This is a genomic window from Bacillus sp. FSL M8-0063 (genome assembly GCF_038005545.1).
Lineage (GTDB): Bacteria > Bacillota > Bacilli > Bacillales > Bacillaceae_G > Bacillus_A > Bacillus_A wiedmannii.
On sequence record NZ_JBBOTJ010000002.1, the window covers coordinates 73966 to 97029 of the forward strand.

Annotated in this window: 40 protein-coding genes; 2 read left to right on the forward strand and 38 right to left on the reverse strand. The window is 39.4% G+C overall.

Annotated elements, in window-relative coordinates; translation table 11 throughout:
• Positions 1 to 104: 104 nt before the first annotated feature.
• Positions 105 to 869, forward strand: coding sequence for a polysaccharide deacetylase family sporulation protein PdaB (gene pdaB, locus MKX31_RS22840; RefSeq protein WP_064475108.1), 765 nt, complete (start codon positions 105 to 107; stop codon positions 867 to 869).
• 128 nt (positions 870 to 997) lie between these two features.
• Here pdaB and kbaA read toward each other — a convergent pair whose 3' ends face one another.
• On the reverse strand, positions 998 to 1609 hold the full coding sequence (gene kbaA, locus MKX31_RS22845) for a KinB signaling pathway activation protein KbaA (RefSeq protein ID WP_046958112.1): 612 nt from the start codon (positions 1607 to 1609) through the stop codon (positions 998 to 1000).
• 139 nt (positions 1610 to 1748) lie between these two features.
• On the opposite strand from kbaA, the gene gerD reads away from it, so the two are divergent.
• The gene (gene gerD, locus MKX31_RS22850) at positions 1749 to 2366 is read left to right on the forward strand and encodes a spore germination protein GerD (RefSeq protein ID WP_064475106.1); all 618 of its coding nucleotides are present in this window, start codon (positions 1749 to 1751) and stop codon (positions 2364 to 2366) included.
• Positions 2367 to 2422: 56 nt separating this feature from the next.
• Here gerD and MKX31_RS22855 read toward each other — a convergent pair whose 3' ends face one another.
• From MKX31_RS22855 to rplD, 37 genes are all read right to left on the reverse strand, one after another.
• Complete coding sequence (locus MKX31_RS22855) at positions 2423 to 3490, reverse strand: Mrp/NBP35 family ATP-binding protein (RefSeq protein WP_064475105.1); 1068 nt, start codon at positions 3488 to 3490, stop codon at positions 2423 to 2425.
• A gap of 143 nt (positions 3491 to 3633) precedes the next feature.
• The gene (gene cwlD, locus MKX31_RS22860; RefSeq protein WP_000822446.1) at positions 3634 to 4347 is read right to left on the reverse strand and encodes an N-acetylmuramoyl-L-alanine amidase CwlD; all 714 of its coding nucleotides are present in this window, start codon (positions 4345 to 4347) and stop codon (positions 3634 to 3636) included.
• Between the two features lie 66 nt (positions 4348 to 4413).
• A complete protein-coding gene (locus MKX31_RS22865; RefSeq protein WP_001101006.1) occupies positions 4414 to 4842 on the reverse strand; it encodes a YbaK family protein in 429 nt (142 codons plus the stop codon).
• Between the two features lie 161 nt (positions 4843 to 5003).
• Positions 5004 to 5396, reverse strand: coding sequence for a 30S ribosomal protein S9 (rpsI, locus tag MKX31_RS22870; RefSeq protein ID WP_000079986.1), 393 nt, complete (start codon positions 5394 to 5396; stop codon positions 5004 to 5006).
• 21 nt (positions 5397 to 5417) lie between these two features.
• Positions 5418 to 5855 (reverse strand): 50S ribosomal protein L13, encoded by a 438-nt coding sequence (gene rplM, locus MKX31_RS22875; protein WP_001260795.1) that lies wholly within the window; start codon positions 5853 to 5855, stop codon positions 5418 to 5420.
• A 152-nt stretch (positions 5856 to 6007) separates the two neighbouring features.
• A complete protein-coding gene (gene truA / locus MKX31_RS22880) occupies positions 6008 to 6751 on the reverse strand; it encodes a tRNA pseudouridine(38-40) synthase TruA (protein ID WP_002096935.1) in 744 nt (247 codons plus the stop codon).
• A gap of 14 nt (positions 6752 to 6765) precedes the next feature.
• A complete protein-coding gene (locus MKX31_RS22885) occupies positions 6766 to 7560 on the reverse strand; it encodes an energy-coupling factor transporter transmembrane component T family protein (protein ID WP_064475104.1) in 795 nt (264 codons plus the stop codon).
• The gene (locus MKX31_RS22890; RefSeq protein ID WP_340981591.1) at positions 7548 to 8429 is read right to left on the reverse strand and encodes an energy-coupling factor ABC transporter ATP-binding protein; all 882 of its coding nucleotides are present in this window, start codon (positions 8427 to 8429) and stop codon (positions 7548 to 7550) included. Before MKX31_RS22890 ends, MKX31_RS22885 begins: the two co-directional genes overlap by 13 nt.
• On the reverse strand, positions 8405 to 9247 hold the full coding sequence (locus MKX31_RS22895; protein ID WP_064475103.1) for an energy-coupling factor ABC transporter ATP-binding protein: 843 nt from the start codon (positions 9245 to 9247) through the stop codon (positions 8405 to 8407). Before MKX31_RS22895 ends, MKX31_RS22890 begins: the two co-directional genes overlap by 25 nt.
• Before the next feature lie 103 nt (positions 9248 to 9350).
• Positions 9351 to 9713: a 50S ribosomal protein L17 gene (gene rplQ / locus MKX31_RS22900; RefSeq protein ID WP_000331490.1), complete on the reverse strand. Its 363-nt coding sequence runs from the start codon at positions 9711 to 9713 to the stop codon at positions 9351 to 9353.
• A gap of 35 nt (positions 9714 to 9748) precedes the next feature.
• Positions 9749 to 10693, reverse strand: coding sequence for a DNA-directed RNA polymerase subunit alpha (locus MKX31_RS22905; protein WP_000569644.1), 945 nt, complete (start codon positions 10691 to 10693; stop codon positions 9749 to 9751).
• A gap of 180 nt (positions 10694 to 10873) precedes the next feature.
• Complete coding sequence (gene rpsK, locus MKX31_RS22910) at positions 10874 to 11263, reverse strand: 30S ribosomal protein S11 (RefSeq protein ID WP_000101797.1); 390 nt, start codon at positions 11261 to 11263, stop codon at positions 10874 to 10876.
• A gap of 24 nt (positions 11264 to 11287) precedes the next feature.
• The gene (gene rpsM / locus MKX31_RS22915; RefSeq protein WP_000090790.1) at positions 11288 to 11653 is read right to left on the reverse strand and encodes a 30S ribosomal protein S13; all 366 of its coding nucleotides are present in this window, start codon (positions 11651 to 11653) and stop codon (positions 11288 to 11290) included.
• A 21-nt stretch (positions 11654 to 11674) separates the two neighbouring features.
• Positions 11675 to 11788 carry a 50S ribosomal protein L36 gene (rpmJ, locus tag MKX31_RS22920; RefSeq protein WP_000868344.1) on the reverse strand — a complete coding sequence of 38 codons (114 nt, stop codon included), beginning with the start codon at positions 11786 to 11788 and terminating at the stop codon, positions 11675 to 11677.
• A 35-nt stretch (positions 11789 to 11823) separates the two neighbouring features.
• Positions 11824 to 12042 carry a translation initiation factor IF-1 gene (infA, locus tag MKX31_RS22925; protein WP_001029884.1) on the reverse strand — a complete coding sequence of 73 codons (219 nt, stop codon included), beginning with the start codon at positions 12040 to 12042 and terminating at the stop codon, positions 11824 to 11826.
• 68 nt (positions 12043 to 12110) lie between these two features.
• The gene (map, locus tag MKX31_RS22930; protein WP_000582542.1) at positions 12111 to 12857 is read right to left on the reverse strand and encodes a type I methionyl aminopeptidase; all 747 of its coding nucleotides are present in this window, start codon (positions 12855 to 12857) and stop codon (positions 12111 to 12113) included.
• A complete protein-coding gene (locus tag MKX31_RS22935) occupies positions 12857 to 13507 on the reverse strand; it encodes an adenylate kinase (protein WP_001048998.1) in 651 nt (216 codons plus the stop codon). Before MKX31_RS22935 ends, map begins: the two co-directional genes overlap by 1 nt.
• A gap of 56 nt (positions 13508 to 13563) precedes the next feature.
• A complete protein-coding gene (gene secY, locus MKX31_RS22940) occupies positions 13564 to 14865 on the reverse strand; it encodes a preprotein translocase subunit SecY (protein WP_000490119.1) in 1302 nt (433 codons plus the stop codon).
• Positions 14865 to 15305 carry a 50S ribosomal protein L15 gene (rplO, locus tag MKX31_RS22945; RefSeq protein ID WP_000766083.1) on the reverse strand — a complete coding sequence of 147 codons (441 nt, stop codon included), beginning with the start codon at positions 15303 to 15305 and terminating at the stop codon, positions 14865 to 14867. Before rplO ends, secY begins: the two co-directional genes overlap by 1 nt.
• A gap of 33 nt (positions 15306 to 15338) precedes the next feature.
• On the reverse strand, positions 15339 to 15521 hold the full coding sequence (gene rpmD / locus MKX31_RS22950) for a 50S ribosomal protein L30 (protein ID WP_001085231.1): 183 nt from the start codon (positions 15519 to 15521) through the stop codon (positions 15339 to 15341).
• A gap of 13 nt (positions 15522 to 15534) precedes the next feature.
• Complete coding sequence (rpsE, locus tag MKX31_RS22955) at positions 15535 to 16035, reverse strand: 30S ribosomal protein S5 (RefSeq protein WP_000554646.1); 501 nt, start codon at positions 16033 to 16035, stop codon at positions 15535 to 15537.
• A 21-nt stretch (positions 16036 to 16056) separates the two neighbouring features.
• Positions 16057 to 16419: a 50S ribosomal protein L18 gene (gene rplR, locus MKX31_RS22960; protein WP_000628818.1), complete on the reverse strand. Its 363-nt coding sequence runs from the start codon at positions 16417 to 16419 to the stop codon at positions 16057 to 16059.
• A 31-nt stretch (positions 16420 to 16450) separates the two neighbouring features.
• Complete coding sequence (gene rplF / locus MKX31_RS22965; RefSeq protein ID WP_064475101.1) at positions 16451 to 16990, reverse strand: 50S ribosomal protein L6; 540 nt, start codon at positions 16988 to 16990, stop codon at positions 16451 to 16453.
• A 32-nt stretch (positions 16991 to 17022) separates the two neighbouring features.
• Positions 17023 to 17421, reverse strand: coding sequence for a 30S ribosomal protein S8 (rpsH, locus tag MKX31_RS22970; RefSeq protein WP_000245511.1), 399 nt, complete (start codon positions 17419 to 17421; stop codon positions 17023 to 17025).
• Positions 17422 to 17450: 29 nt separating this feature from the next.
• Positions 17451 to 17636, reverse strand: a complete 186-nt coding sequence (rpsN, locus tag MKX31_RS22975; protein WP_001085700.1) for a 30S ribosomal protein S14 — start codon at positions 17634 to 17636, stop codon at positions 17451 to 17453.
• Between the two features lie 33 nt (positions 17637 to 17669).
• A complete protein-coding gene (gene rplE / locus MKX31_RS22980; RefSeq protein ID WP_001080829.1) occupies positions 17670 to 18209 on the reverse strand; it encodes a 50S ribosomal protein L5 in 540 nt (179 codons plus the stop codon).
• A gap of 26 nt (positions 18210 to 18235) precedes the next feature.
• The gene (gene rplX / locus MKX31_RS22985; RefSeq protein ID WP_000558201.1) at positions 18236 to 18547 is read right to left on the reverse strand and encodes a 50S ribosomal protein L24; all 312 of its coding nucleotides are present in this window, start codon (positions 18545 to 18547) and stop codon (positions 18236 to 18238) included.
• A gap of 38 nt (positions 18548 to 18585) precedes the next feature.
• Positions 18586 to 18954, reverse strand: coding sequence for a 50S ribosomal protein L14 (rplN, locus tag MKX31_RS22990; protein ID WP_000615912.1), 369 nt, complete (start codon positions 18952 to 18954; stop codon positions 18586 to 18588).
• Between the two features lie 43 nt (positions 18955 to 18997).
• Positions 18998 to 19261 (reverse strand): 30S ribosomal protein S17, encoded by a 264-nt coding sequence (gene rpsQ / locus MKX31_RS22995; RefSeq protein WP_000004106.1) that lies wholly within the window; start codon positions 19259 to 19261, stop codon positions 18998 to 19000.
• 20 nt (positions 19262 to 19281) lie between these two features.
• The gene (rpmC, locus tag MKX31_RS23000; protein WP_000855718.1) at positions 19282 to 19482 is read right to left on the reverse strand and encodes a 50S ribosomal protein L29; all 201 of its coding nucleotides are present in this window, start codon (positions 19480 to 19482) and stop codon (positions 19282 to 19284) included.
• Positions 19472 to 19906: a 50S ribosomal protein L16 gene (rplP, locus tag MKX31_RS23005; RefSeq protein ID WP_000928969.1), complete on the reverse strand. Its 435-nt coding sequence runs from the start codon at positions 19904 to 19906 to the stop codon at positions 19472 to 19474. Before rplP ends, rpmC begins: the two co-directional genes overlap by 11 nt.
• Position 19907: 1 nt before the next feature.
• Entirely contained in the window at positions 19908 to 20567 is a 660-nt protein-coding gene (rpsC, locus tag MKX31_RS23010) for a 30S ribosomal protein S3 (RefSeq protein ID WP_000529958.1), read from the reverse strand.
• Between the two features lie 3 nt (positions 20568 to 20570).
• The gene (gene rplV / locus MKX31_RS23015) at positions 20571 to 20912 is read right to left on the reverse strand and encodes a 50S ribosomal protein L22 (protein WP_001148024.1); all 342 of its coding nucleotides are present in this window, start codon (positions 20910 to 20912) and stop codon (positions 20571 to 20573) included.
• A 17-nt stretch (positions 20913 to 20929) separates the two neighbouring features.
• Positions 20930 to 21208, reverse strand: a complete 279-nt coding sequence (rpsS, locus tag MKX31_RS23020) for a 30S ribosomal protein S19 (protein WP_000124454.1) — start codon at positions 21206 to 21208, stop codon at positions 20930 to 20932.
• A 60-nt stretch (positions 21209 to 21268) separates the two neighbouring features.
• The gene (gene rplB, locus MKX31_RS23025; protein WP_000511583.1) at positions 21269 to 22099 is read right to left on the reverse strand and encodes a 50S ribosomal protein L2; all 831 of its coding nucleotides are present in this window, start codon (positions 22097 to 22099) and stop codon (positions 21269 to 21271) included.
• 28 nt (positions 22100 to 22127) lie between these two features.
• On the reverse strand, positions 22128 to 22418 hold the full coding sequence (gene rplW / locus MKX31_RS23030) for a 50S ribosomal protein L23 (protein ID WP_001205558.1): 291 nt from the start codon (positions 22416 to 22418) through the stop codon (positions 22128 to 22130).
• Positions 22418 to 23041, reverse strand: coding sequence for a 50S ribosomal protein L4 (gene rplD / locus MKX31_RS23035; protein WP_001127258.1), 624 nt, complete (start codon positions 23039 to 23041; stop codon positions 22418 to 22420). Before rplD ends, rplW begins: the two co-directional genes overlap by 1 nt.
• Positions 23042 to 23064 lie beyond the last annotated feature (23 nt).

A 23064-nucleotide genomic window follows, 5' to 3' on the forward strand; every position in this document is an offset into this window, starting at 1 on the left:
ATCATTCATTATATCCACTGCTTACGATATTAATCCTTTGTTCTCTTTTTAATATATAAAGCATATATGTAACTGAAAAGGATTGGACAAAGGGGCGTAATATTATGTTTTTCTTTTTTATTACGAGTAAACGAGCTTTTAAACACATTAGCTTAATAGTGATACTTTCCTTATTTACAGCATGGCTTCTCTTTTTGAAAACATATTCACATGAATCTGCTTTTTCAACTGCGACAGGACCTAAAGTTATTTACAAAGGAGACACCTCTAAAAAACAAGTTGCATTCACGTTTGATATTAGTTGGGGAGACAAAAAAGCAATTCCAATCCTTGATACACTTAAAGAAAGAGACATTAAGAATGCAACCTTCTTCCTTTCTGCTGCATGGGCAGAAAGACACCCTGATGTTATTGAACGCATCATAAAAGATGGACATGAAATCGGTAGTATGGGTTATAATTACACGTCCTACACTTCTCTAGAGACAAATGAAATACGAAGAGATCTTTTACGAGCACAAGATGTTTTTACAAAACTCGGTGTGAAACAAGTCAAACTATTACGTCCACCTAGTGGAGACTTTAACAAAGCAACACTTAAAATAGCAGAATCACTCGGATACACCATCGTCCATTGGAGTAATAACTCAAACGACTGGAAAAACCCAGGTGTAAACAATATCGTTTCCAATGTCTCTACTAATTTAAAAGGTGGAGATATCGTCTTATTACATGCATCTGATTCTGCCCTCCAAACAAATAAAGCTTTACCACTGCTTCTGCAAAAATTAAAGAGTGACGGATATGAGCAAATATCGGTATCACAACTTATTTCTAACACAAGTACAAAAAGTGAAGATGTAAGGTAATTCTTTTCCCTCGTGCCTTCACACATAAAAAGCTCTACTACCTATCATTAAGGTAATAGAGCTTTTTTCATCCCGATATTTGCATTCGTACAACTACCCTCTGTATAAAAACCCAAAACCTCTCTTACTTAAGCCGACTTACTCGTCTTTCCAATTAAACGATGTAATATAAGTAACTGATATGCATTACATAATAAAAGTGGTATCACCATTAAATACAACCAATCTGTATCATTAATACGAAGCGCTGGTACCCACTCAAGAATTGTTACAACAACCATAAAGAACAAAGCGGGCACAAATGCCTTTCTATTTGTTTCTTTACTTTTTATGTAAGCAACAATCGCCCCAAACACAAATAACACACCAGCAACAAGTATGTTATTCCCTAACGAAACTTCCCCATTTGCAATCAATACGGATCTTAAGTACACGAAATCAAATAAAACGAATGCAATAAAGAAGAGCTGGACTGCATTCCATAAAGAAGGTGACCTGAACATCCCCAGTCCAAAACGATGGATTGTTAAATAGGCAAAGAACCCCATTTGACTTATAACACTAAAAATAAATCCTACACCCATCAACCAGAAGGAAACTGCTAAAATCTCCTTTCCGTCGAAATTTTGAAAAAATTTAGCGTACTTGTCCCACTCCAAAACAAACCCAATAATGACCGTGCTAATCCCACCAAGAAACAACGTCGTAAAAAATAGTCGTACCCACTTGCGGCTATTCACAACACATCCCCCATTATCCTTATATTTCTAATTAAATTGTATCAATGACAATTTCAAAAAGCTAGCCATGTTCATGTATAAATTCCTTAAAGATATTTATATTAAAAAGAGAGAACTGTGCTGAAAGGAGTTCCAACTTATGAAACGGATGCTGCTCGTTTTGACTTCTTCTTTTCTATTTCTTGTACTTGTAGCATGTGCACAAGAAAAAGAAGCAAAGTCCGAACTTGATTACGATCAAACAAAGAAAATGATTGTTGATATTTTAAAAACCGATCAAGGTAAGAAGGCTATTCAAGATGTATTAACTGATGAAAAAATGAAACAAGCACTCATACTAGATGAAACAGTAGTAAAGAAAACGATTGAAGATGCAATGGTATCCGACAAAGGGCAACAATTTTGGGAAAAGCTCTTTAAAGACCCTGAGTTCTCATCAAAGTTCGCTAAAAGTATGGGGAAAGAACAAACAACCTTAATGAAAACATTACTAAAAGACCCTGAATACCAAGCTGGCGTTATAGAAATTATGAAAAACCCAGAAGTAGAAAAAATGATGTTACAAACGATGAAGAGCAAAGAATACCGTCAATATTTACAACAAGTATTAACAGAAACTGCTGAAAGCCCACTCTTCCAAGCTAAGATGATTGACATTATTAGTAAAGGTGTAGAAAAAGCCGAAAAAAGTGGATCTGATAAAAAGGAAGCTGGCGGTGAAGGTGGTTCCCAAGACGGTAAAAAGGAACAGCAGTAAAAATAATGATTATAATAATGAGTGGACAATATATGTATTGTCCACTCGTTATTATTTTATTTTTGCGCAACAGCTATTTTATCAATCACTGTCTCAGCTATCGTGCGATAAATAAGGCCTGTCGTATGTGTATCTTCGTATACTGACGGCGCAAAGTCTTCTTTATTCCAATCAGGTTGTTGAAGCGGGATTCGGCCAAGTACTTCTGTTTGAAGTTCTGCAGCCAATTTATCTCCTCCACCTCTTCCAAACACATATTCTTTTTCACCAGTTGTTTTACTTTCAAAATACGCCATATTTTCAACAACGCCAAGAATGCTATGTTCTGTACGTAAAGCCATAGCTCCAGCACGCGCTGCTACAAATGCCGCTGTTGGATGTGGCGTTGTTACAATAATCTCTTTACAAGCCGGCAACATCGAATGCAAGTCTAGCGCAACATCACCTGTGCCCGGTGGTAAATCTAAAACTAAATAGTCTAAATCGCCCCATTCTACTTCTGTGAAGAAGTGATTTAACATTTTCCCAAGCATAGGTCCTCTCCAAATAACCGGTGCGTTATCCTCTACAAAGAATCCCATTGAGATTACCTTTACACCTAGACGCTCCACTGGAATAATTTTATCCCCTCTTACAACAGGACGTTTTTCTATCCCCATCATATCCGGTACGCTAAAACCATAAATATCGGCATCAATGATACCGACCTTTTTACCTAGACGAGCTAGAGCAATAGCAAGGTTAACAGAAACTGTTGATTTTCCGACTCCACCTTTTCCACTCGCTACTGCTAAAAATGTCGTTTTTGAATTTGGCGACAATAAAGATTCAGTTTGCTCTTCTTCCTGTTCCGGTGCAAACTGAGCTAATTCCTCTTCTGTAAATTCCGCAAAGCGAAGCCCTACTGTTGCTGCCCCTAGTTCTTTTACTAACTTTACAATTCCAGATTGCAATTGCATTTGTTCCGCTGTACCGGTTTTTACAATTGCAATTTTAACACTTACATGTTCCTTCTCAGGCTTGACTGTTACCTCTTTAATTGCCCCTGTTTCTTTTAACGTTTTATGTAAAAACGGATCTACAATCCCTTCTAACGCTTCCACTACTTGCTCTTTCGTTACCATAGTTAGCCCAGCCCCCTGTATGAAAAATAACGTAATGTTAATTAAATTTATCTCTCTTTATTTTTGAAATAAATGCGTTTACATTTCCAGTATAACATATTTTCGGAAAACTTCGTTAACGAGAGAAACTCAAAAAATCCTCCTTATTCTGGAGGATTTCCTTTTTCCGTGAAATAACGTAATATACCACGATATACTGCAGCCGCTACCTTTTGCTGATATTTCTCCGAATTTAACATATACCTTTCGTTTACATTCGATAAAAAGCCAGCTTCAATTAGAGCACCTGGTGTTTTCGCATACTTTAATAAATACACATGAGAAATTGTTTTAGCAGAACGATTCGTATTCTCTAAACTTGTTCTCAATTCAGCTTGTATAAATTTCGCAGCACGTTCATTTTCAACCGAAGAACGGTAGTAGAACGTTTGTGCGCCTTTCGATCCACTGCTAGTTAAAGCATTTAAATGAATGCTCGCAAAAAAGTCTACATCAGGTTTATTAATAATCTCTACACGCTTTTTTAAATCCTCTGCTTTACGTCTACTATATGATTTTGTATCTTTCTGAGCTAAATCATAATCTCCCTCACGTGTTAAAATAACTAGTGCACCTTGTTCTTGTAAATAATCTTGTACCTTCTTTGTAATCTCAAGCGTAATATCTTTTTCTATAATATCTTTTCCACCAACAGCCCCTCCGTCTGGCCCACCATGCCCAGCATCTAATACAATCACTTTCCCTGATAAGGGTAAATTCCAAGCTCGCCACGATTTTGTAATTTGAAATTCTTGTTTGACTAAAAAAAACAAAACAACCGCAGCGAGTGCAAAAGAGATAATTCGAATTCTCTTCATACCTTTCCTCCTCCAGCTAGTCCCTCTAATTACTTATATGGGACAAGAGGAAAGTTTATGCTTGTCTTAATGAAGCTTTAATCGATATCTTCTTTCACCTTTTTCATATCCTTCTTGCCACCATAAGCCAATAAACTGCTGACAAGATTCAAAAAGTAATTCCTCATCTTGTAACTTAATTTCCCGCATAGTCATGCTCGTTAAAAATTGGAATAATGTTTCCGTTAATTGTTGCTCTTCTTCTAAGGCTCTATATTTCACATCAAAGAATGATTCACCATAATAACCAAACTTACTGTATCTCGCTCCTAATAAATACGACTCTATCCCTAATTCAATACAGTAATCTTCATACTGACGATGAAGTTCCTGCATCTGAAAGGCATCCCTAATATTTGAACGTAATGTTTTTAATGATAATTCTCGCAGCATCTTCCGTTCATATTTCAACTGCTTTTCTTTTTGTTTTTCTTGTAAGCTGACAATGACATTCATAGTACTTATAAACCTCCCTAATACGTATTAGTCTAAACTTCTAAAGAAGAAGCATACGCGAGAGAATAGCACTAAAATATTCCAAACTACAAAATTACAAAAGAGGAATAAAACATAAAAAAACCCCAACCAAAATGGTTGGGGTTTGTAGTTCGCAAAAATTAACGTTTTGAGAACTGAGGTGCACGACGTGCGCCTTTAAGACCGTATTTTTTACGCTCTTTCATACGTGCGTCACGAGTTAATAGACCTGCACGTTTTAGTGTTAGACGGTATTCTGGATCAGCTTTTAATAAAGCGCGAGAAATACCGTGACGAATAGCACCAGCTTGACCAGTGTATCCACCACCATTTACGTTTACAAGTACATCGTAGTTACCTAAAGTTTCTGTTGCAACTAGAGGTTGTTTCACTACTTCACGTAATGCAGCAAATGGGATATAGTTTTCAAAATCACGACCGTTAATGATAACGCGTCCTTCGCCTGGAACTAGGCGTACGCGCGCTACTGAACTCTTACGACGTCCAGTGCCATAGTATTGAACCTGTGCCAAAGTAAGCCCTCCTTTAATTGATTATCCGCGAAGTTCGTAAACTTCTGGTTTTTGTGCTTGGTGTGGATGCTCTGCTCCAGCATACACGTTTAATTTCTTAGATACTTGACGTCCTAAACGTCCTTTTGGAAGCATCCCTTTAATTGCAAGCTCTAACATTTGTACAGGGTAGTTTGTACGCATTTCTAGAGCTGTTCTTTGCTTAAGTCCACCTGGGTGGTTAGTGTGACGGTAGTAAATTTTATCGTTTAATTTATTACCTGTTAAATGAATTTTCTCAGCGTTAATAATAATTACATGATCACCCGTGTCAACGTGTGGTGTAAATGTAGGTTTGTTTTTACCGCGTAAAATAGATGCTACTTCAGTAGATAGGCGACCTAAAGTTTGACCTTCAGCATCAACCACATACCATTTACGCTCAACTTCGTTAGCTTTTGCCATAAAAGTCGTACGCATGTGTTTCCCTCCTCGTTATCTTTTCCATAGAAAAAATCTATTGTTTATCTTAAACACGATTTCCTTCCGGGGCTAATCGTGGTTTTAGAAACAATACCATATGTTATGATATACTTTTGAGTTTCTAATGTCAAGCAAATGTTACACCAGGATTAGTTGTTATAGTTTACCTGCCATAAGTAAAGTCCATGACCTGGAGCCATCTTTCCAGCAAACTGACGATTTTGTTTCGCTAAAATCTCTGGAATGCTATCAGGATCAAGCTTTCCTTGCCCTACGCTCAGTAACGTACCAACAATAATTCTGACCATATTATATAAAAATCCATTACCTACAAAACGAAAAATTAATTCATCGCCTTGCTCAATTAACTCAATTTCATAAATCGTTCGCACTTTATCTTTTTTGTCAGTTTTTGCCGAACAAAAAGAAGTGAAATCATGCGTTCCAATAAAATAAGGAATCGCTTTTCTTATAGAGCTTATTTCGAGCGGATATGGATATTGATATACGTAATTTCTACGGAATACATCCGCAGTCTTTGATAATAATACACGATAACGATATTCTTTTCTCTCGACACCGTAACGCGCATGAAATTCTTCTGTTTTTTTCTCTACCTGTCTGATAACAATATCATCTGGCAACATTGTGTTTAATGCATTACTCCATTGCCACTCTTCAAGAGACAACGGTGTATCAAAGTGTATGACTTGTCCTTTGGCGTGAACGGTAGAATCCGTTCTGCCCGATGCCTGAACACGAACAAGTTCTCCTTTATGCAATTTCTGCAAAGCTTTCTCAATCTCTTGTTGAACAGTACGATGCTGCGGCTGAATTTGATAACCACAAAAATGCATGCCATCATATGCAACCGTACATTTTATTCTATCCATTTCTCTATTCTCCATTACGATCGCACCCATGCCAAAATACAAGCTAAACAAAGTAAGCTTATAATCGTTACTGTATCGCTTGTTTTCCAGCGTAGTTGCCTAAATTTAGTACGTCCTTCGCCATTTTGATACCCACGTGCTTCCATAGCAATCGCTAAGTCCTCAGCACGCTTAAAAGCACTGATAAATAGAGGAACGAGTAGTGAGATAATAGCTTTCATCCTATCTTTTATCGGTCCTCCTGCGAAATCAATACCACGTGAAGCTTGTGCCTTCATTATTTTACTCGTTTCATCCATTAATGTCGGAATAAAACGAAGAGAAATTGACATCATTAATGCGATTTCATGAACAGGAACTTTTATACGTTTCAACGGCTTTAATAACGTCTCCAAACCATCTGTAATCTCAATAGGTGTCGTCGTTAACGTTAATAATGTCGTCATTAAAATAATAACGAAGAATCGTATAGAAATGTATATCCCTTGCTCTAATCCTTTTTCATGTATCGAAAACCAACCAAGCTGGAATAGTACTTCCCCTTCTTTATTTGTAAAAATATGCAGGAAAAATGTAAAAAGAAAAATCCATAGAATTGGTTTTAAGCCCGAAAGTACATAACGAATCGGCACTTTTGCAAAAAATAAAGCAATGAGTGCATATAAAAATAAAAATCCATATGAAATCGCATTATTTGCTAAGAAAACAACAAATACATATAAAAAGACAATCAGCAGCTTCGTACGTGGGTCGAGTTGATGAATAAGAGACTTCCCTGGAATATATCTTCCAATAATCAACTGCTGCATGATTCATGACCACCTTTTCGTAACACCTGCACAACTTCATGAGTAAGATCCTCTAAAGATAAGGTAGCCTTTGGGATTGAAATGCCAAACTTCTCTTCAATTGCACGTTTATACTTTAAAGACATAGGAAGATCCACGCCAATTTTCTCTAGTTCATCAGCATGTGAAAATACTTCCTCTGCACTTCCTTGCAAAAAGACCGTTCCTTTATGCATGACTACAATCTGCTCCGCATACTTAGCAGCATCCTCCATATTATGTGTTACTAGGATAACTGTAAGACCTTTTTCCTTATGCAGCTTATAAAACATCTCCATAAGTTCATTCTGCCCTTTTGGATCTAGTCCTGCTGTAGGTTCATCTAATACAAGCACTTCGGGTTCCATCGCCAATACACCCGCTATCGCAACACGCCTCATTTGCCCACCACTTAACTCAAACGGTGAATGTGTTAACAGTTCCGGCTCTAACCCTACAAGTTCAATTGCCTCTCTTGCCTTTTGCTTCGCTTCTTCTACAGATACCCCAAAATTAGTAGGGCCGAAACAAATATCTTTCTCCACAGTCTCTTCAAACAACTGATGTTCTGGGAATTGAAAGACAACCCCTACCTTTTTACGTAGTGGCTTTAGCTTTTTTTCTTTCTTTCCTGCCGAAATGAAATGTTCACCAATTTGAACTGTGCCATTCGTCGGCTGCAATAAACCATTTAAATGTTGAATCATCGTCGACTTACCTGAACCAGTATGACCGATAATGGCATAATAGCCCCCACTTGGAAACGACACGTCTACATCATAAAGTGCGCGTCTTTCAAATGGAGTTTTATATTGATAACGATGTTCTACTTTTTGGAATGTAATCTCCAAAGTTCGTTCACCAAGCTTTCCATTGTAAGATGCGTATTTTGCAAGAGAATTTCATTTCTTTTTAATAATTCTGCTATTTTCACTGAAAAGGGTACATCTAATCCAATTTCTTGGAGCATATGAGAGGACTTGAAGATTTGCTTTGGAGTCCCTTCCTCTAATATTTCTCCCTTATTTAAAATAATGACACGGTCTGATTGTGCCGCTTCTTCTAAATCGTGCGTAATTGATAACACGGTAATACCTTTTTGATTAACAAGTTGTCTAACCGTTTCTACTACTTCACGTCTCCCTTGAGGATCTAGCATTGACGTTGCTTCATCTAATATCAAAATAGATGGCTGAAGTGCTAAAACGCCTGCTATTGCCACTCGCTGCTTTTGCCCACCAGATAACGAATGAGGTTCATCATTAAGAAAATCTTCCATACGGACAAGTTTGAGGGCCTGATCTAATCTTTCTACCATTTTCTCTCTTGGCATTCCGATATTCTCTAAGCCAAAGACAACGTCGTCTTGCACTGTCGTTCCAACAAATTGATTATCTGGATTTTGAAATACCATACCAATTTGTTTTCGAACATCCCATACCGTTTCCTCAGATAAAACCATTGTATCATTTACTGTAATAGTCCCTGTTTCCGGCAAAAACAAACCATTCAATAATTTTGCAAGTGTAGACTTCCCTGAACCGTTTTGTCCAATAACAGATACCCATTCTCCCTCATACAAGGAAAATGAAACATCTTTTAATGCATAAGTGGCTGCCCCAGGATATTGAAATGATATATTTTCTGTCCGAAGTTTCTCTTTTTTCAATACAAGGCACCCTTTCCTTCGCCAAGTTAGCCTATTTTTATATTTAAAAAAAAGGGCCATGACCAGTTTCTTGAAAAGAACTGTCCTGCCCTTTTAATTATCATTATACTAACTCGATAATTACCATTGGTGCTGCGTCTCCGCGACGTGGACCAATTTTTGCAATACGAGTGTATCCGCCTTGGCGCTCAGCATAGCGTGGAGCTACATCAGCGAATAATTTTTGAAGTGCATCTTGACCAGTCTCAGCGTTAGCTACTTCATTGCGAATGAAAGCTGCTGCTTGACGACGAGCGTGAAGATCTCCGCGTTTACCTAAAGTGATCATTTTTTCCACTACAGAACGAAGTTCTTTTGCACGAGTTTCTGTCGTTTGGATGCGCTCGTTGATAATTAAATCAGTAGCTAAATCACGTAACATAGCTTTACGTTGCGCACTTGTACGGCCTAATTTTCTGTATGCCATTCGTAGTTCCCTCCTTTGTTGATGGGTTTAAATCCTCAGTCGTCTTTACGTAAACCTAAACCTAATTCCTCAAGTTTATGTTTAACTTCTTCTAAGGATTTACGTCCTAAGTTACGAACTTTCATCATATCTTCTTCTGTTTTGTTCGCAAGCTCTTGTACAGTATTAATTCCTGCACGTTTTAGGCAATTATAAGAACGAACAGAAAGATCTAGTTCTTCGATAGTCATCTCAAGAACTTTCTCTTTTTGATCTTCTTCCTTCTCGACCATAATCTCAGCATTTTGTGCTTCATCAGTTAAACCAACAAAGATATTTAAATGCTCAGTTAAGATTTTGGCACCTAAAGAGATAGCTTCTTTTGGCCCGATGCTTCCATCCGTCCATACATCAAGCGTAAGCTTATCATAATTAGCCACTTGTCCGACACGTGTCTTTTCCACTTGGTAAGTCACACGTGATACTGGAGTATAAATAGAATCAATAGGAATTACTCCTATTGGTTGATCTTCGCTTTTATTTGCATCAGCTGGCGTATACCCACGGCCACGCTTTGCAGTTAAACGCATGCGGAAATGCGCATTTTTTGCTAACGTTGCAATGTGTAAATCTGGATTTAAGATTTCTACATCACTATCATGAGTAATATCAGCAGCTGTGACAATACCTTCGCCCTGCACATCAATTTCCAACGTCTTCTCTTCTTCAGAGTAGATTTTAAGAGCTAACTTTTTCAAGTTTAAGATGATCGTCGTAACGTCTTCTACTACGCCCTCAACTGTTGAAAATTCATGTAATACGCCATCGATTTGGATAGCAGTAACAGCGGCACCAGGGAGTGAGGATAAAAGAATACGACGTAAGGAGTTACCCAAAGTAGTACCATATCCACGCTCAAGCGGTTCAATTACGAATTTACCATATTTAGCATCTTCGTTAAGTTCAACCGTTTCGATTTTCGGCTTTTCGATTTCAATCATTAACTAAACCCTCCTTCAAAACGTCGAAACCCCGGTTAAACAAAGGGATACCCCCTGTCTAACCGAAAGTCCCCCTTAGGCAGTTCCCGATTGTGCACAACAAGCGATGTTTCTGTACGAAATTTCTCGATAATGCATCATATCCATTATAGACAAAAGGGAAAATTCTATACAGAAAAATTACACACGACGACGTTTTGGTGGACGACATCCATTATGAGGAACTGGAGTAACATCTCTAATTGCTGTTACTTCTAGACCTGCAGCTTGAAGAGCACGAATTGCAGCTTCACGACCAGCACCAGGACCTTTAACAGTAACCTCTAAAGTTTTTAAACCGTGCTCCATTGCAACTTTAGCAGCAGCTTCAGCAGCCATTTGCGCAGCGAATGGAGTAGACTTACGAGATCCACGGAAACCAAGTGCACCAGCACTAGACCAAGAAAGTGCGTTACCATGAGTATCTGTAAGTGTTACGATTGTGTTGTTGAAAGTAGAACGAATATGAGCTATACCAGCTTCAATATTCTTTTTCACACGTTTTTTACGAGTGTTTGTTTTACGTGCCATTGTTAGTTCAACCTCCTTTACTTATTATTTCTTTTTATTTGCTACTGTACGACGTGGACCTTTACGTGTACGAGCATTGTTTTTAGAGTTTTGACCACGAACTGGTAAACCACGACGGTGACGAAGACCACGGTAAGAACCGATCTCCATTAGACGTTTAATGTTAAGAGATACTTCACGACGAAGGTCTCCCTCAACTTTAATACGATCGATGATATCACGGATACGTCCTAGTTCGTCTTCCGTTAAATCACGAACTCGTGTTTCTGAAGAAATACCAGCTTCAGTTAGAATTTTTTCAGCAGTTGTGCGACCAATGCCGAATACGTAAGTTAAAGAAATAACAACGCGTTTGTCTCGAGGAATATCTACACCTGCGATACGTGCCATTCTGAATGCACCTCCTTCTGATTAACCTTGTTTTTGTTTATGTTTAGGGTTTTCACAAATAACCATTACTTTTCCACGTCTACGAATAACTTTACATTTTTCGCAGATTGGTTTAACTGACGGTCTTACTTTCATGTCTCGAACCTCCTTAAAGATTACGGAGTGCTATATTATTTAAAACGGTACGTAATACGACCACGATTTAAATCGTACGGAGATAATTCTACCGTAACTTTGTCTCCTGGTAAAATACGAATGAAGTTCATACGGATTTTACCAGAAACGTGAGCCAATACGACATGCCCATTCTCTAATTCTACTTTGAACATAGCATTTGGCAACGTTTCAAGAACGGTACCTTCGACTTCAATTACATCATCTTTAGCCATTCAATAGTTCTCCCTTCTTCAAATCAGTAACATTTTACACTGCTCTGAAATCCCGGAGAGCCAGCTACTTATAAAGTGGTAAGGATTTCGTATCCTGCTTCTGTAAGAGCAATCGTGTGCTCAAAGTGTGCACACCATTTACCATCTACCGTTACCACTGTCCAGTCATCAGATAGTGTTTTTACATATCGTCTTCCTTGATTCACCATCGGCTCAACACAGATGACCATTCCCGGCTTTAATCTAGGGCCTCTATTTGGTGGACCATAGTGCGGGATTTGAGGGTCCTCATGTAAGTCTTGCCCGATTCCGTGACCAACATACTCCCTAACGATCGAGAACCCATTCTCTTCAGCATGGGTTTGAACCGCATGTGAGATATTTGATAATCTTTCGCCTGGTTTTACTTGTTCTAGACCAAGATACAACGATTTTTCTGTGACATCAAGTAGCTTTTGAACAGATTCAGAAATGTTTCCAACTGGATACGTCCATGCAGAATCTCCATGGTACCCATTGTATTTCGCACCAATATCGATACTGATGATATCGCCCTCTTCGAGCTTGCGCTTCCCTGGAATTCCGTGTACAAGCTCTTCATTTACAGAAGCACATATGCTCCCCGGAAATCCGTTGTATCCTTTAAAAGATGGCGTAGCACCATATTTTCGAATCGTCTTTTCCGCTATTTGATCGAGCTCTTTCGTTGTAATTCCTGGAGTAATATGCTGTTTCAACTCTTGATGAGTTAAAGCAACGATCCTGCCAGCTTCTCGCATGATTTCTATCTCGCGAGGAGTTTTGCAGATGATCATTACGCTAAGCCTCCGATGAGAACATCGATATCAGCAAATACTTTATTGATATCTTGCTCACCATTAATGCTTTGTAAGTAACCAAGCTCTTCGTAGAAATCAAGCAAAGGTTTTGTTTGCTTAATATTTACATCTAAACGATTTGCCACAGTTTCTTCATTGTCATCAGAGCGTTGATATAATTCGCCACCACATTTATCGCACACATCAGCTTTTGCTGGCGGATTGAATTCTAAGTGGTAAGTCGCACCGCACTCTTTACAAATGCGACGGCCTGTAAGGCGTGTTAATAACAACCCTGAATCCACATTAATGTTTAAAACATAGTCGATTTTTTTACCAAGATCTTTCATAATCTCTTCAAGAGCTGATGCTTGTGCAACAGTTCGTGGGAAACCGTCTAGTAAGAAACCTCTTACGCAGTCTTCCTGACTTAAACGTTCACGAACGATTCCGATTGTAACTTCATCTGGAACAAGTGCACCTTTATCAATAAAAGATTTTGCTTGTAGACCCATTTCAGTTTCAGCCTTCATAGCTGCACGGAACATATCTCCTGTTGAAATGTGAGGGATGTTATACTTGGCAACAATCTGTTCGGCTTGTGTACCTTTACCAGCACCAGGAAGCCCCATTAAAATTAAGTTCATCCTTGTTCCCCCTCAGAGTACATGAGCATGTAGGGAAGACGATTCTTCCCACTTACTCATTGCTTGATAAACCCTTTGTAATGGCGTTTTACCAGTTGGCTTTCTAGCTGCTTCATTGTTTCTAAAGCAACGCCGACAACGATTAACATACTCGTTCCACCAATCTGTGCAGATGGAGGAAGATTTCCCAATTTCGTAAAGATAACTGGTAAGATTGCAATCGCTGCTAGGAAAATTGATCCTACAAAGGTCAAACGATACAAGATTTTTGTTAGATATTGTTCCGTATTCTTACCCGGACGAATACCTGGAACATATCCACCTTGTTTGTTTAGATTCTCTGACATTTGCTCTGGATTAACCTGAACAAACGCATAGAAATATGTGAAGGCTACAATGAGCGCAACATATATGATCATTCCCACTGGGTGAGAATAGTTAAAGTTTGCAATGATCCACTGCGATACATCATGATTCGGGAAGAACTGTGCAATAGTTGGAGGCGTAATTAAGAATGAAACAGCAAAAATGACTGGAATAACACCCGCACTATTTACCTTAAGCGGTAAATGTGTGTTTTGTGCTCCAGCATGATTCCCATTCCCTCCTGTTACACGCTTCGCATATTGAATTGGGATCTTTCTAACAGCCTGTTGAATGAAAATAACACCAACAATAACCGCTAGCACAGCTAGTAAGATCAATGCAACTTTAACGATACTCATGAACAATTGATCTCCGATATTTTGAAACTGTTGTTGATACACTTGAGATATAACACTTGGGATCGCTGCGGCAATACCGCCAAAGATAAGGATGGAAATACCATTACCTACACCTTTAGCTGTAATCTGTTCACCTAACCACATTAAAAATGCAGTACCAGCAGTCAGTACCGTAGCAATGTATAAATAAGTGCTCCAACCAGGATTCAAAATTAATTGCCCACCTACCATACCGTTAAAACCGATTGACATACCAAACCCCTGAATAAACGCAAGAACAATTGTAAAATAACGCGTGAATTGCGTTAGTTTACGACGGCCCATTTCACCTTGCTTCGACCATTCCGAAAATTTAGGAACAACATCCATCTGCAATAATTGCACGATGATGGATGCTGTAATATACGGCATGATTCCCATCGCAAAGATGGAGAAGTTTTTCAAGGCGCCACCGCCAAATGTATTTAGGATACCTAAGGCATTTAATTGATCTTGTGCTTTCAGTACGTCTCCATTTGTAAATGGCACTGGGATAAACGTGCCAATCCTGAATACGATTAACATCGCTAAAGTGAATAATATTTTACGTCTTATCTCAGCAACGCGCATAAAGTTGGAGATTGTACGAAACATTAGATCACCTCAACTGATCCGCCAGCTGCTTCAATTGCTTCTTTAGCACTTGAAGAGAACTTGTGCGCTTTAACAGTTAATTTTTTCTCTACTGCGCCGCTTGCAAGAATTTTAACACCGTCGTTTAACTTGCTGATAACGCCAGTTTCCAGCAATAATTCAGGTGTTACTTCTGTACCATCTTCAAAACGATTTAACGTTGATAAGTTTACAATAGTAAACTCTTTACGGTTAATGTTTGTGAAGCCGCGTTTTGGTAAACGACGGAATAATGGAGTTTGACCACCTTCGAAGCCAAGACGAACACCGCCACCAGAACGTGCGTTTTGTCCTTTATGACCTTTACCAGCAGTTTTACCGTTACCAGAACCGATACCACGACCGACACGGTTACGTACTTTACGAGAACCTTCTGCAGGTTTTAATTCATGAAGTTTCATTCCCAGGCACCTCCTTATATTAATGAGTTATCCTTAAGCTTCTTTTACAGTTATAAGGTGAGAAACTTTGTTGATCATACCAAGAATAGCAGGAGTTTCTTCCTTAACTACAGTTGAATTCAACTTTTTAAGACCTAAAGCTTCTACCGTCGCACGTTGATCTTGTGGACGACCAATTACACTACGAGTGAGGGTAATTTCTAACTTTTTCGCCATTTGTTTTCCCTCCTTAACCTAGTAGCTCTTCTACAGATTTACCGCGTAATTTTGCAACATCTTCAGCGCGCTTAAGTTCGCTTAATCCGTTCACAGTAGCGCGAATCATGTTGATTGGTGTGTTAGAACCAAGAGATTTCGAAAGAATATCTTGTACACCAGCTAATTCAAGTACCGCACGAACAGGTCCACCAGCAATAACACCAGTACCTTCAGCAGCAGGTTTTAAGAATACTTCACCAGCTCCAAAATGACCGTTGATTGTGTGTGGAATTGTTGTACCAACTAATGGTACAGCGATTAAGTTTTTCTTAGCGTCTTCGATAGCTTTGCGGATTGCGTCTGGTACCTCTTGTGCTTTACCAGTACCGAATCCAACATGACCGTTTTTATCGCCAACTACAACTAGTGCAGCAAAGCGGAAACGACGACCACCCTTAACAACTTTCGCGACACGATTTATCGTAACTACACGTTCTTCAAGTTCTAATTTACTTGGGTCAATGCGATGCATCAATTTTCCCTCCTTTGACCATTAAAATTGTAATCCAGCCTCACGAGCAGCCTCAGCTAGAGCTTTAACACGGCCATGGTATAAGTAACCACCGCGATCGAATACTACTTCTTTAACGCCTTTCTCTACAGCACGCTTAGCAACTGATTCTCCTACTTTCGTAGCAGCTTCAGTATTGCTAGTACCGTTAAGAGCAAGGTCTTTATCAAGAGTAGATGCACTTACTAACGTTACACCATTTACATCATCAATAACTTGAGCGTAAATATGTTGGTTAGAACGGAACACGTTTAAACGTGGACGTTCTGCAGTACCAGTAAGTTTAGCACGTACACGTGCATGTCTTTTCTTACGAGTCGCATTTTTATCAGCTTTAGTGATCATTCTTGTCACTCCTTTCTCTCACCTAACGGGTTTACTTAGCAGTTTTACCTTCTTTACGACGAACAACTTCGCCTTCGTAACGAATACCTTTACCTTTATAAGGCTCAGGAGCACGTACAGCACGGATGTTAGCAGCAAATTCGCCAACACGTTGCTTGTCGATACCTTTGATTACGATTTTAGTTGGTACAGGTACTTCAACTTCAAGACCTGCTTCCGGAGTCATTTCTACTGGATGAGAATAACCTACGCTTAAAACAAGTTTATCTCCTTGTTTTTGAGCACGGTAACCAACACCGACTAATTCAAGTCCGCGTGCGAAACCTGCAGTTACACCTTCAACCATGTTTCCGATTAAAGCACGAGTTGTACCGTGTAATGCACGGTGTTCCTTCTGTTCAGATGGACGCTCAACTGTTAGTGTATTTTCTTCAATTTTGATAGACATATCAGCATTGAATTTACGAGTTAATTCACCTTTAGGGCCTTTTACTGTTACAGTATTGTCTTCTGCAATTGTAATAGTAACACCTGCAGGGATTTCAAGAATCTTTTTACCAATACGAGACATGTGGTCACACCTCCGTTCGTTTTAAATATATATTACCAAACGTATGCTACTACTTCTCCACCAGTTTGTAATTGACGAGCGTCTTTGTCTGTCATTACTCCCTTAGATGTAGAAACAAGAGCGATACCTAATCCGTTAAGTACACGTGGTACTTCATCAGCTTTAGCGTAAACGCGTAAGCCAGGTTTACTGATACGTTTTAATCCAGTGATTACACGTTCATTGTTTGCACCATATTTCAGGAAAATACGAAGGATACCTTGTTTGTTATCCTCGATGTATTCTACATCACGAATGAAACCTTCACGTTTTAAAAGTTCAGCGATCTCTTTTTTGATTTTAGAAGCAGGAACCTCTAATTTCTCATGACGTACCATGTTCGCATTACGGATGCGAGTAAGCATGTCTGCAATTGGATCTGTCATCACCATGTGTTTTACCTCCTTCCCATTTGTGGGTTTTACCAACTAGCTTTTTTAACACCAGGAATTTGACCTTTATATGCAAGTTCACGGAAACAAATACGGCAAAGCTTAAATTTGCGGTATACAGAATGCGGACGACCGCAGCGTTCGCAACGTGTATACTCTTGTACTTTAAACTTAGGAGTACGCTTTTGTTTCGCTATCATAGATTTTTTAGCCACGTTTTCGCCTCCTCTACTTAGCGTTGGCTTCCATTATTTTTGGAATGGCATACCGAATTGTGTTAAAAGTTCACGAGCTTCTTCATCAGTTTTCGCTGTAGTAACGATTACGATGTCCATACCGCGGACTTTGCTTACTTTATCATAATCGATCTCAGGGAAGATAAGTTGCTCTTTAACACCTAATGTGTAGTTCCCACGACCATCGAATGATTTCTTAGAAACACCACGGAAATCACGTACACGTGGTAAAGAAACTGATACTAATTTGTCGAAGAACTCATACATTTGCTCGCCGCGTAAAGTTACTTTCGCACCGATTGGCATACCTTCACGAAGACGGAAACCAGCGATTGATTTTTTAGCACGAGTTACAACAGGTTTTTGACCTGCGATTTGTGTTAATTCTTCTACTGCATTGTCTAAAGCTTTTGAGTTAGATACCGCGTCACCAACACCAGTGTTGATTACGATCTTTTCGATTTTCGGTACTTCCATCACAGATTTATAGTTAAACTTGCTCACTAGAGCAGGAGTAATTTCCTTTTGGAACTTCTCTTTAAGGCGATTCAATGAAGTGACCTCCTTTCTTAAGAAAATTATTTATCTAATAATTCACCAGATTTTTTTGCAATACGAACTTTTTTACCATCTTCTACTTTGAAGCCTACACGAGTAGGTTCACCTGTTTTCGGATCTAAAACCATAACGTTAGAAACGTGAATAGGTGCTTCTTTAGTAATAATTCCACCTTGTGGATTTAATTGAGATGGCTTAGAGTGTTTTTTAACGATGTTAACACCCTCAACGATAACACGGTTTTGCTTTGGGAAAGCCACAAGGATAACGCCTTGTTTTCCTTTGTCTTTTCCAGTGATTACCTGTACTTTATCACCTTTTTTTACATGCATCTTAATTCTGCACCTCCTTAGCAAGGCAATACCTTAAATTATAGAACTTCTGGAGCTAAAGAAACGATCTTCATGAAGTTGCTATCACGTAATTCACGAGCTACTGGTCCGAAGATACGAGTACCACGTGGGCTCTTATCGTCTTTGATGATAACCGCTGCGTTTTCATCAAATTTGATATAAGAACCGTCCGGACGACGAGCTCCGCTCTTCGTACGTACCACTACTGCTTTAACAACGTCACCTTTTTTAACAACGCCACCTGGTGTTGCTTGTTTTACCGTAGCAACGATAATGTCACCAATGTTAGCATATTTACGACCAGAGCCGCCTAATACTTTAATTGTTAAAAGTTCACGTGCACCAGAGTTGTCAGCAACTTTCAAACGAGATTCTTGTTGGATCATGTTATGAAACCTCCCTTCGGACTAAAAATTCCGATTCGTCTATTTAGATAATAACCGCTTCTTCAACGATTTCAACTAAACGGAAACGCTTAGTAGCAGAAAGCGGGCGAGTTTCCATGATTTTAACGATATCGCCAAGTTTCGCTTGGTTTTGCTCATCATGGGCTTTGTACTTCTTAGAATACTTAACACGTTTTCCGTACAAGGAATGAGTTTTGTAAGTTTCAACTAAAACTGTAATCGTTTTGTCCATTTTGTCAGACACAACACGACCAGTATAAACTTTGCGTTGGTTACGTTCGCTCACTATGCAAACCTCCCCTCAATTTATCGATTAATTCCGATCTCTCTTTCACGAACTACAGTTTTCATACGAGCAATTGCTTTACGCACTTCACGAATGCGAGTTGGATTCTCTAATTGTCCTGTAGCAAGTTGGAAGCGAAGATTGAACAATTCTTCCTTTAAAGCTTTAACTTTTGTTTCGATTTCGGCAGTGGTTAATTCACGAATATCATTAGTTTTCATTAGATTCACCACCATTTTCTTCACGTTTTACGAATTTACATTTCACAGGTAACTTGTGAGCTGCAAGACGTAATGCTTCGCGTGCTACCTCTTCAGATACACCCGCGATTTCGAACATAATTTTCCCAGGTTTTACTACTGCTACCCAGCCTTCTGGTGCCCCTTTACCGGAACCCATACGTACTTCTAGAGGTTTTGCAGTGTAAGGTTTAGAAGGGAAAATTTTAATCCATACTTTACCGCCACGTTTCATGTAACGAGTCATTGCACGACGAGCAGCTTCGATTTGACGGTTTGTAATCCATGAAGCAGCTTGTGCTTGTAAACCGAATTCACCGAAAGCAATTTCAGTTCCACCTTTTGCACGACCACGCATTTTACCACGATGCTCTCTACGATATTTTACGCGTTTTGGCATTAACATATTATTTTCCTCCTTCCTCAGAAGCTTTCTTTTTTGTAGGAAGGACTTCTCCACGGTAGATCCATACTTTTACGCCTAATTTACCGTATGTTGTATCAGCTTCAACTGCTGCATAGTCAATATCAGCGCGAAGTGTATGAAGTGGAACAGTTCCTTCACTGTAAGATTCTGCACGAGCGATATCAGCTCCGCCAAGACGACCAGAAACCTGTGTTTTAATACCTTTAGCACCTGCACGCATAGCACGTTGAATAACTTGCTTTTGTGCACGACGGAATGATACACGGTTTTCTAATTGACGAGCGATGTTTTCGCCTACTAATTTAGCGTTAAGATCAGCTCTCTTAACTTCTAAAATGTTGATGTGTACACGCTTGCCTGTTAATTGGTTAAGTGCTTTACGAAGTGCTTCAACTTCAGTACCACCTTTACCAATTACCATACCAGGTTTTGCAGTGTGAATTGTAACATTTACACGATTTGCTGCACGTTCGATTTCTACTTTAGCAACAGCAGAATCTTTTAAGCGTACAGTAATGTACTCACGGATTTTGATGTCTTCATGTAATAATGTAGCATAATCTTTCTCTGCGAACCAACGAGATTCCCAGTCACGGATAACGCCGACACGAAGACCAATTGGATTAACCTTTTGACCCATCGATTATCCCTCCTTCTTTTCTGATACCACAACTGTAATGTGGCTTGTGCGTTTGTTAATTTGGCTTGCACGACCCATTGCACGTGGACGGAAACGTTTCAACGTTGGACCTTCGTCAACGAAAACTTTTTCAACAACTAGGTTGTTAATATCCATCTCATAATTGTGCTCTGCATTTGCGATTGCAGATTTTAAAACTTTCTCTACAACTGGAGAAGCAGTTTTTGGTGTGTGGTTAAGGATAGCAATCGCTTCACCCACTTGCTTACCTCGGATTAAGTCTACTACTAAACGAACTTTACGAGGAGCAATACGAACTGTTCTCGCTACTGCTTTAGCTTGCATTGAAGTGCCTCCTCTCATTATCTTCTAGTTTTCTTATCGTCAGCAAGGTGACCTTTATACGTACGAGTTGGTGCGAATTCACCTAACTTATGGCCAACCATATCCTCAGTGATGTATACAGGTACGTGTTTACGACCATCATATACAGCGATTGTGTGTCCGATGAACTGAGGGAAGATTGTTGAACGGCGAGACCAAGTTTTAACAACTTGTTTTTGCTCAGATGCAACTAATTTTTCCATTTTGCTCATTAAGTGATCATCGACAAATGGTCCTTTTTTTAAGCTACGAGCCATTTTGGTGCCTCCCTTCGTGATTGGCGTACGGTTCTAGAAATGAACCGTACTACAATCCCATTATTTTTTACGACGACGAACGATGAATTTGTCAGACGCTTTGTTTTTCTTACGAGTCTTGAATCCAAGAGTTGGTTTACCCCATGGAGACATTGGAGACTTACGTCCGATTGGAGAACGTCCTTCACCACCACCGTGTGGGTGATCAACCGGGTTCATTACAGAACCACGAACTGTTGGGCGTTTACCTAACCAGCGAGAGCGACCTGCTTTACCGATTTTGATAAGTTCGTGTTGTTCGTTACCTACTTGACCGATTGAAGCGCGACAAGCAGATAATACAAGACGTACTTCACCAGAAGTTAAACGTACAAGTACGTATTTACCTTCTTTACCAAGTACTTGAGCAGATGTACCAGCAGAACGAACTAATTGTCCGCCACGACCAGGCTTAAGCTCGATATTATGAACAACAGTACCTACTGGAATGTTGATTAATGGTAATGCGTTACCGATTTTGATGTCAGCTTCTGGGCCAGACATAACTTCCATACCTACTTCTAAAGATTTAGGAGCAAGAATGTAACGTTTTTCACCGTCAACGTAGTTAATTAATGCGATATTCGCAGAGCGGTTTGGATCGTATTCGATCGTAGCAACGCGTCCTGGAATTCCATCTTTGTTACGCTTAAAGTCGATGATACGGTATTGACGCTTATGTCCGCCACCTTGATGACGTACAGTAATTTTACCTTGGTTATTACGACCAGCCTTCTTGCTTAAAGGAGCAAGTAATGACTTTTCTGGTCTGTCAGTCGTGATTTCAGCGAAATCATTCGTAGTCATATTACGACGACCGTTAGTAGTTGGATTATACTTTTTAATTCCCATCTCAATTTCCCTCCTTCTTTAGTAAGAATTAAACGCCTTGGAAGATTTCGATTTCTTTGCTGTCAGCAGTTAGCTTAACGATTGCTTTACGACGACGGCTAGTAAAACCAGCGTGACGACCAACGCGTTTTGCTTTCGGCTTGTAGTTCATGATGTTCACTTTTTCTACTTTAACACCAAAGATCGCTTCAAGAGCATCTTTAACTTCTGTTTTATTAGATTTAACGTCCACATCGAACGTGTATTTTTTTTCAGCCATCATTTCCATAGAACGTTCAGTGATAACTGGGCGCTTAATGATATCACGAGGATCTCTCATTATGCAAGCACCTCCTCTACTTTTTCCACTGCCGCTTTTGTCATGATTAGCTTATCATGATGAAGCACGTCTAAAACGTTTACGCCATCAGCAGTGATTACTGTTACTCCAGGGATATTGCGAGCAGATAACTCTACAGATTCGTTTGCATCAGCAGTTACGATAAGAGCTTTCTTCTCAACAGTTAATCCTTTAAGTACTGCTAGCATGTCTTTTGTTTTTGGTGCATTTAACACTAGGTCTTCAAGAACTACAATGTTGTTCTCAACTACTTTAGTAGCTAATGCAGATTTGATTGCTAAACGACGAACCTTCTTAGGAAGTTTGTACGCATAGCTTCTTGGTGTAGGTCCGAATACCGTACCACCACCACGCCATTGAGGAGAGCGGATAGACCCTTGACGAGCACGTCCAGTTCCTTTTTGACGCCATGGTTTACGACCACCACCACGAACTTCAGAACGAGTTTTTACTTTGTGTGTACCTTGACGTAAAGATGCACGTTGCATCATTACAGCTTCGAAAAGTACAGCTTCATTTGGTTCGATACCGAAAATAGCTTCAGCTAATTCGATTTCACCAACCTGTGAACCAGTTTGGTTATATACAGTAACTTTTGGCATTGGAATTCCTCCTTCCTATTGTG

Bases quoted from the DNA above. Each gene is read 5' to 3' on its own strand.
- pdaB (WP_064475108.1), top strand. From the start codon at position 105: ATGTTTTTCTTTTTTATTACGAGTAAACGAGCTTTTAAACACATTAGC.
- gerD (WP_064475106.1), top strand. From the start codon at position 1,749: ATGAAACGGATGCTGCTCGTTTTGACTTCTTCTTTTCTATTTCTTGTA.
- MKX31_RS22855 (WP_064475105.1), bottom strand. From the start codon at position 3,490: ATGGTAACGAAAGAGCAAGTAGTGGAAGCGTTAGAAGGGATTGTAGAT.
- cwlD (WP_000822446.1), bottom strand. From the start codon at position 4,347: ATGAAGAGAATTCGAATTATCTCTTTTGCACTCGCTGCGGTTGTTTTG.
- MKX31_RS22865 (WP_001101006.1), bottom strand. From the start codon at position 4,842: ATGAATGTCATTGTCAGCTTACAAGAAAAACAAAAAGAAAAGCAGTTG.
- rplM (WP_001260795.1), bottom strand. From the start codon at position 5,855: ATGCGTACGACTTTTATGGCAAAAGCTAACGAAGTTGAGCGTAAATGG.
- truA (WP_002096935.1), bottom strand. From the start codon at position 6,751: ATGGATAGAATAAAATGTACGGTTGCATATGATGGCATGCATTTTTGT.
- MKX31_RS22885 (WP_064475104.1), bottom strand. From the start codon at position 7,560: ATGCAGCAGTTGATTATTGGAAGATATATTCCAGGGAAGTCTCTTATT.
- rplQ (WP_000331490.1), bottom strand. From the start codon at position 9,713: ATGGCATACAGAAAATTAGGCCGTACAAGTGCGCAACGTAAAGCTATG.
- MKX31_RS22905 (WP_000569644.1), bottom strand. From the start codon at position 10,693: ATGATTGAAATCGAAAAGCCGAAAATCGAAACGGTTGAACTTAACGAA.
- rpsK (WP_000101797.1), bottom strand. From the start codon at position 11,263: ATGGCACGTAAAACAAACACTCGTAAAAAACGTGTGAAAAAGAATATT.
- rpsM (WP_000090790.1), bottom strand. From the start codon at position 11,653: ATGGCACGTATCGCAGGTGTAGATATTCCTCGAGACAAACGCGTTGTT.
- rpmJ (WP_000868344.1), bottom strand. From the start codon at position 11,788: ATGAAAGTAAGACCGTCAGTTAAACCAATCTGCGAAAAATGTAAAGTT.
- infA (WP_001029884.1), bottom strand. From the start codon at position 12,042: ATGGCTAAAGATGATGTAATTGAAGTCGAAGGTACCGTTCTTGAAACG.
- map (WP_000582542.1), bottom strand. From the start codon at position 12,857: ATGATCATCTGCAAAACTCCTCGCGAGATAGAAATCATGCGAGAAGCT.
- MKX31_RS22935 (WP_001048998.1), bottom strand. From the start codon at position 13,507: ATGAACTTAATTTTAATGGGGCTTCCTGGTGCTGGTAAAGGTACACAA.
- secY (WP_000490119.1), bottom strand. From the start codon at position 14,865: ATGTTTCGTACAATCTCCAACTTTATGCGCGTTGCTGAGATAAGACGT.
- rplO (WP_000766083.1), bottom strand. From the start codon at position 15,305: ATGAAACTTCATGAATTAAAACCTGCAGAAGGTTCTCGTAAAGTACGT.
- rpmD (WP_001085231.1), bottom strand. From the start codon at position 15,521: ATGGCGAAAAAGTTAGAAATTACCCTCACTCGTAGTGTAATTGGTCGT.
- rpsE (WP_000554646.1), bottom strand. From the start codon at position 16,035: ATGCATCGCATTGACCCAAGTAAATTAGAACTTGAAGAACGTGTAGTT.
- rplR (WP_000628818.1), bottom strand. From the start codon at position 16,419: ATGATCACTAAAGCTGATAAAAATGCGACTCGTAAGAAAAGACATGCA.
- rplF (WP_064475101.1), bottom strand. From the start codon at position 16,990: ATGTCTCGTATTGGTAAAAAGATTCTTGAAATCCCTGCAGGTGTTACT.
- rpsH (WP_000245511.1), bottom strand. From the start codon at position 17,421: ATGGTGATGACAGATCCAATTGCAGACATGCTTACTCGCATCCGTAAT.
- rplX (WP_000558201.1), bottom strand. From the start codon at position 18,547: ATGCATGTAAAAAAAGGTGATAAAGTACAGGTAATCACTGGAAAAGAC.
- rplN (WP_000615912.1), bottom strand. From the start codon at position 18,954: ATGATCCAACAAGAATCTCGTTTGAAAGTTGCTGACAACTCTGGTGCA.
- rpmC (WP_000855718.1), bottom strand. From the start codon at position 19,482: ATGAAAACTAATGATATTCGTGAATTAACCACTGCCGAAATCGAAACA.
- rplP (WP_000928969.1), bottom strand. From the start codon at position 19,906: ATGTTAATGCCAAAACGCGTAAAATATCGTAGAGAGCATCGTGGTAAA.
- rpsC (WP_000529958.1), bottom strand. From the start codon at position 20,567: ATGGGTCAAAAGGTTAATCCAATTGGTCTTCGTGTCGGCGTTATCCGT.
- rplV (WP_001148024.1), bottom strand. From the start codon at position 20,912: ATGCAAGCTAAAGCAGTAGCGAGAACAGTTCGTATTGCTCCTCGTAAA.
- rpsS (WP_000124454.1), bottom strand. From the start codon at position 21,208: ATGGCTCGTAGCTTAAAAAAAGGACCATTTGTCGATGATCACTTAATG.
- rplB (WP_000511583.1), bottom strand. From the start codon at position 22,099: ATGGGAATTAAAAAGTATAATCCAACTACTAACGGTCGTCGTAATATG.
- rplW (WP_001205558.1), bottom strand. From the start codon at position 22,418: ATGAGAGATCCTCGTGATATCATTAAGCGCCCAGTTATCACTGAACGT.
- rplD (WP_001127258.1), bottom strand. From the start codon at position 23,041: ATGCCAAAAGTTACTGTATATAACCAAACTGGTTCACAGGTTGGTGAA.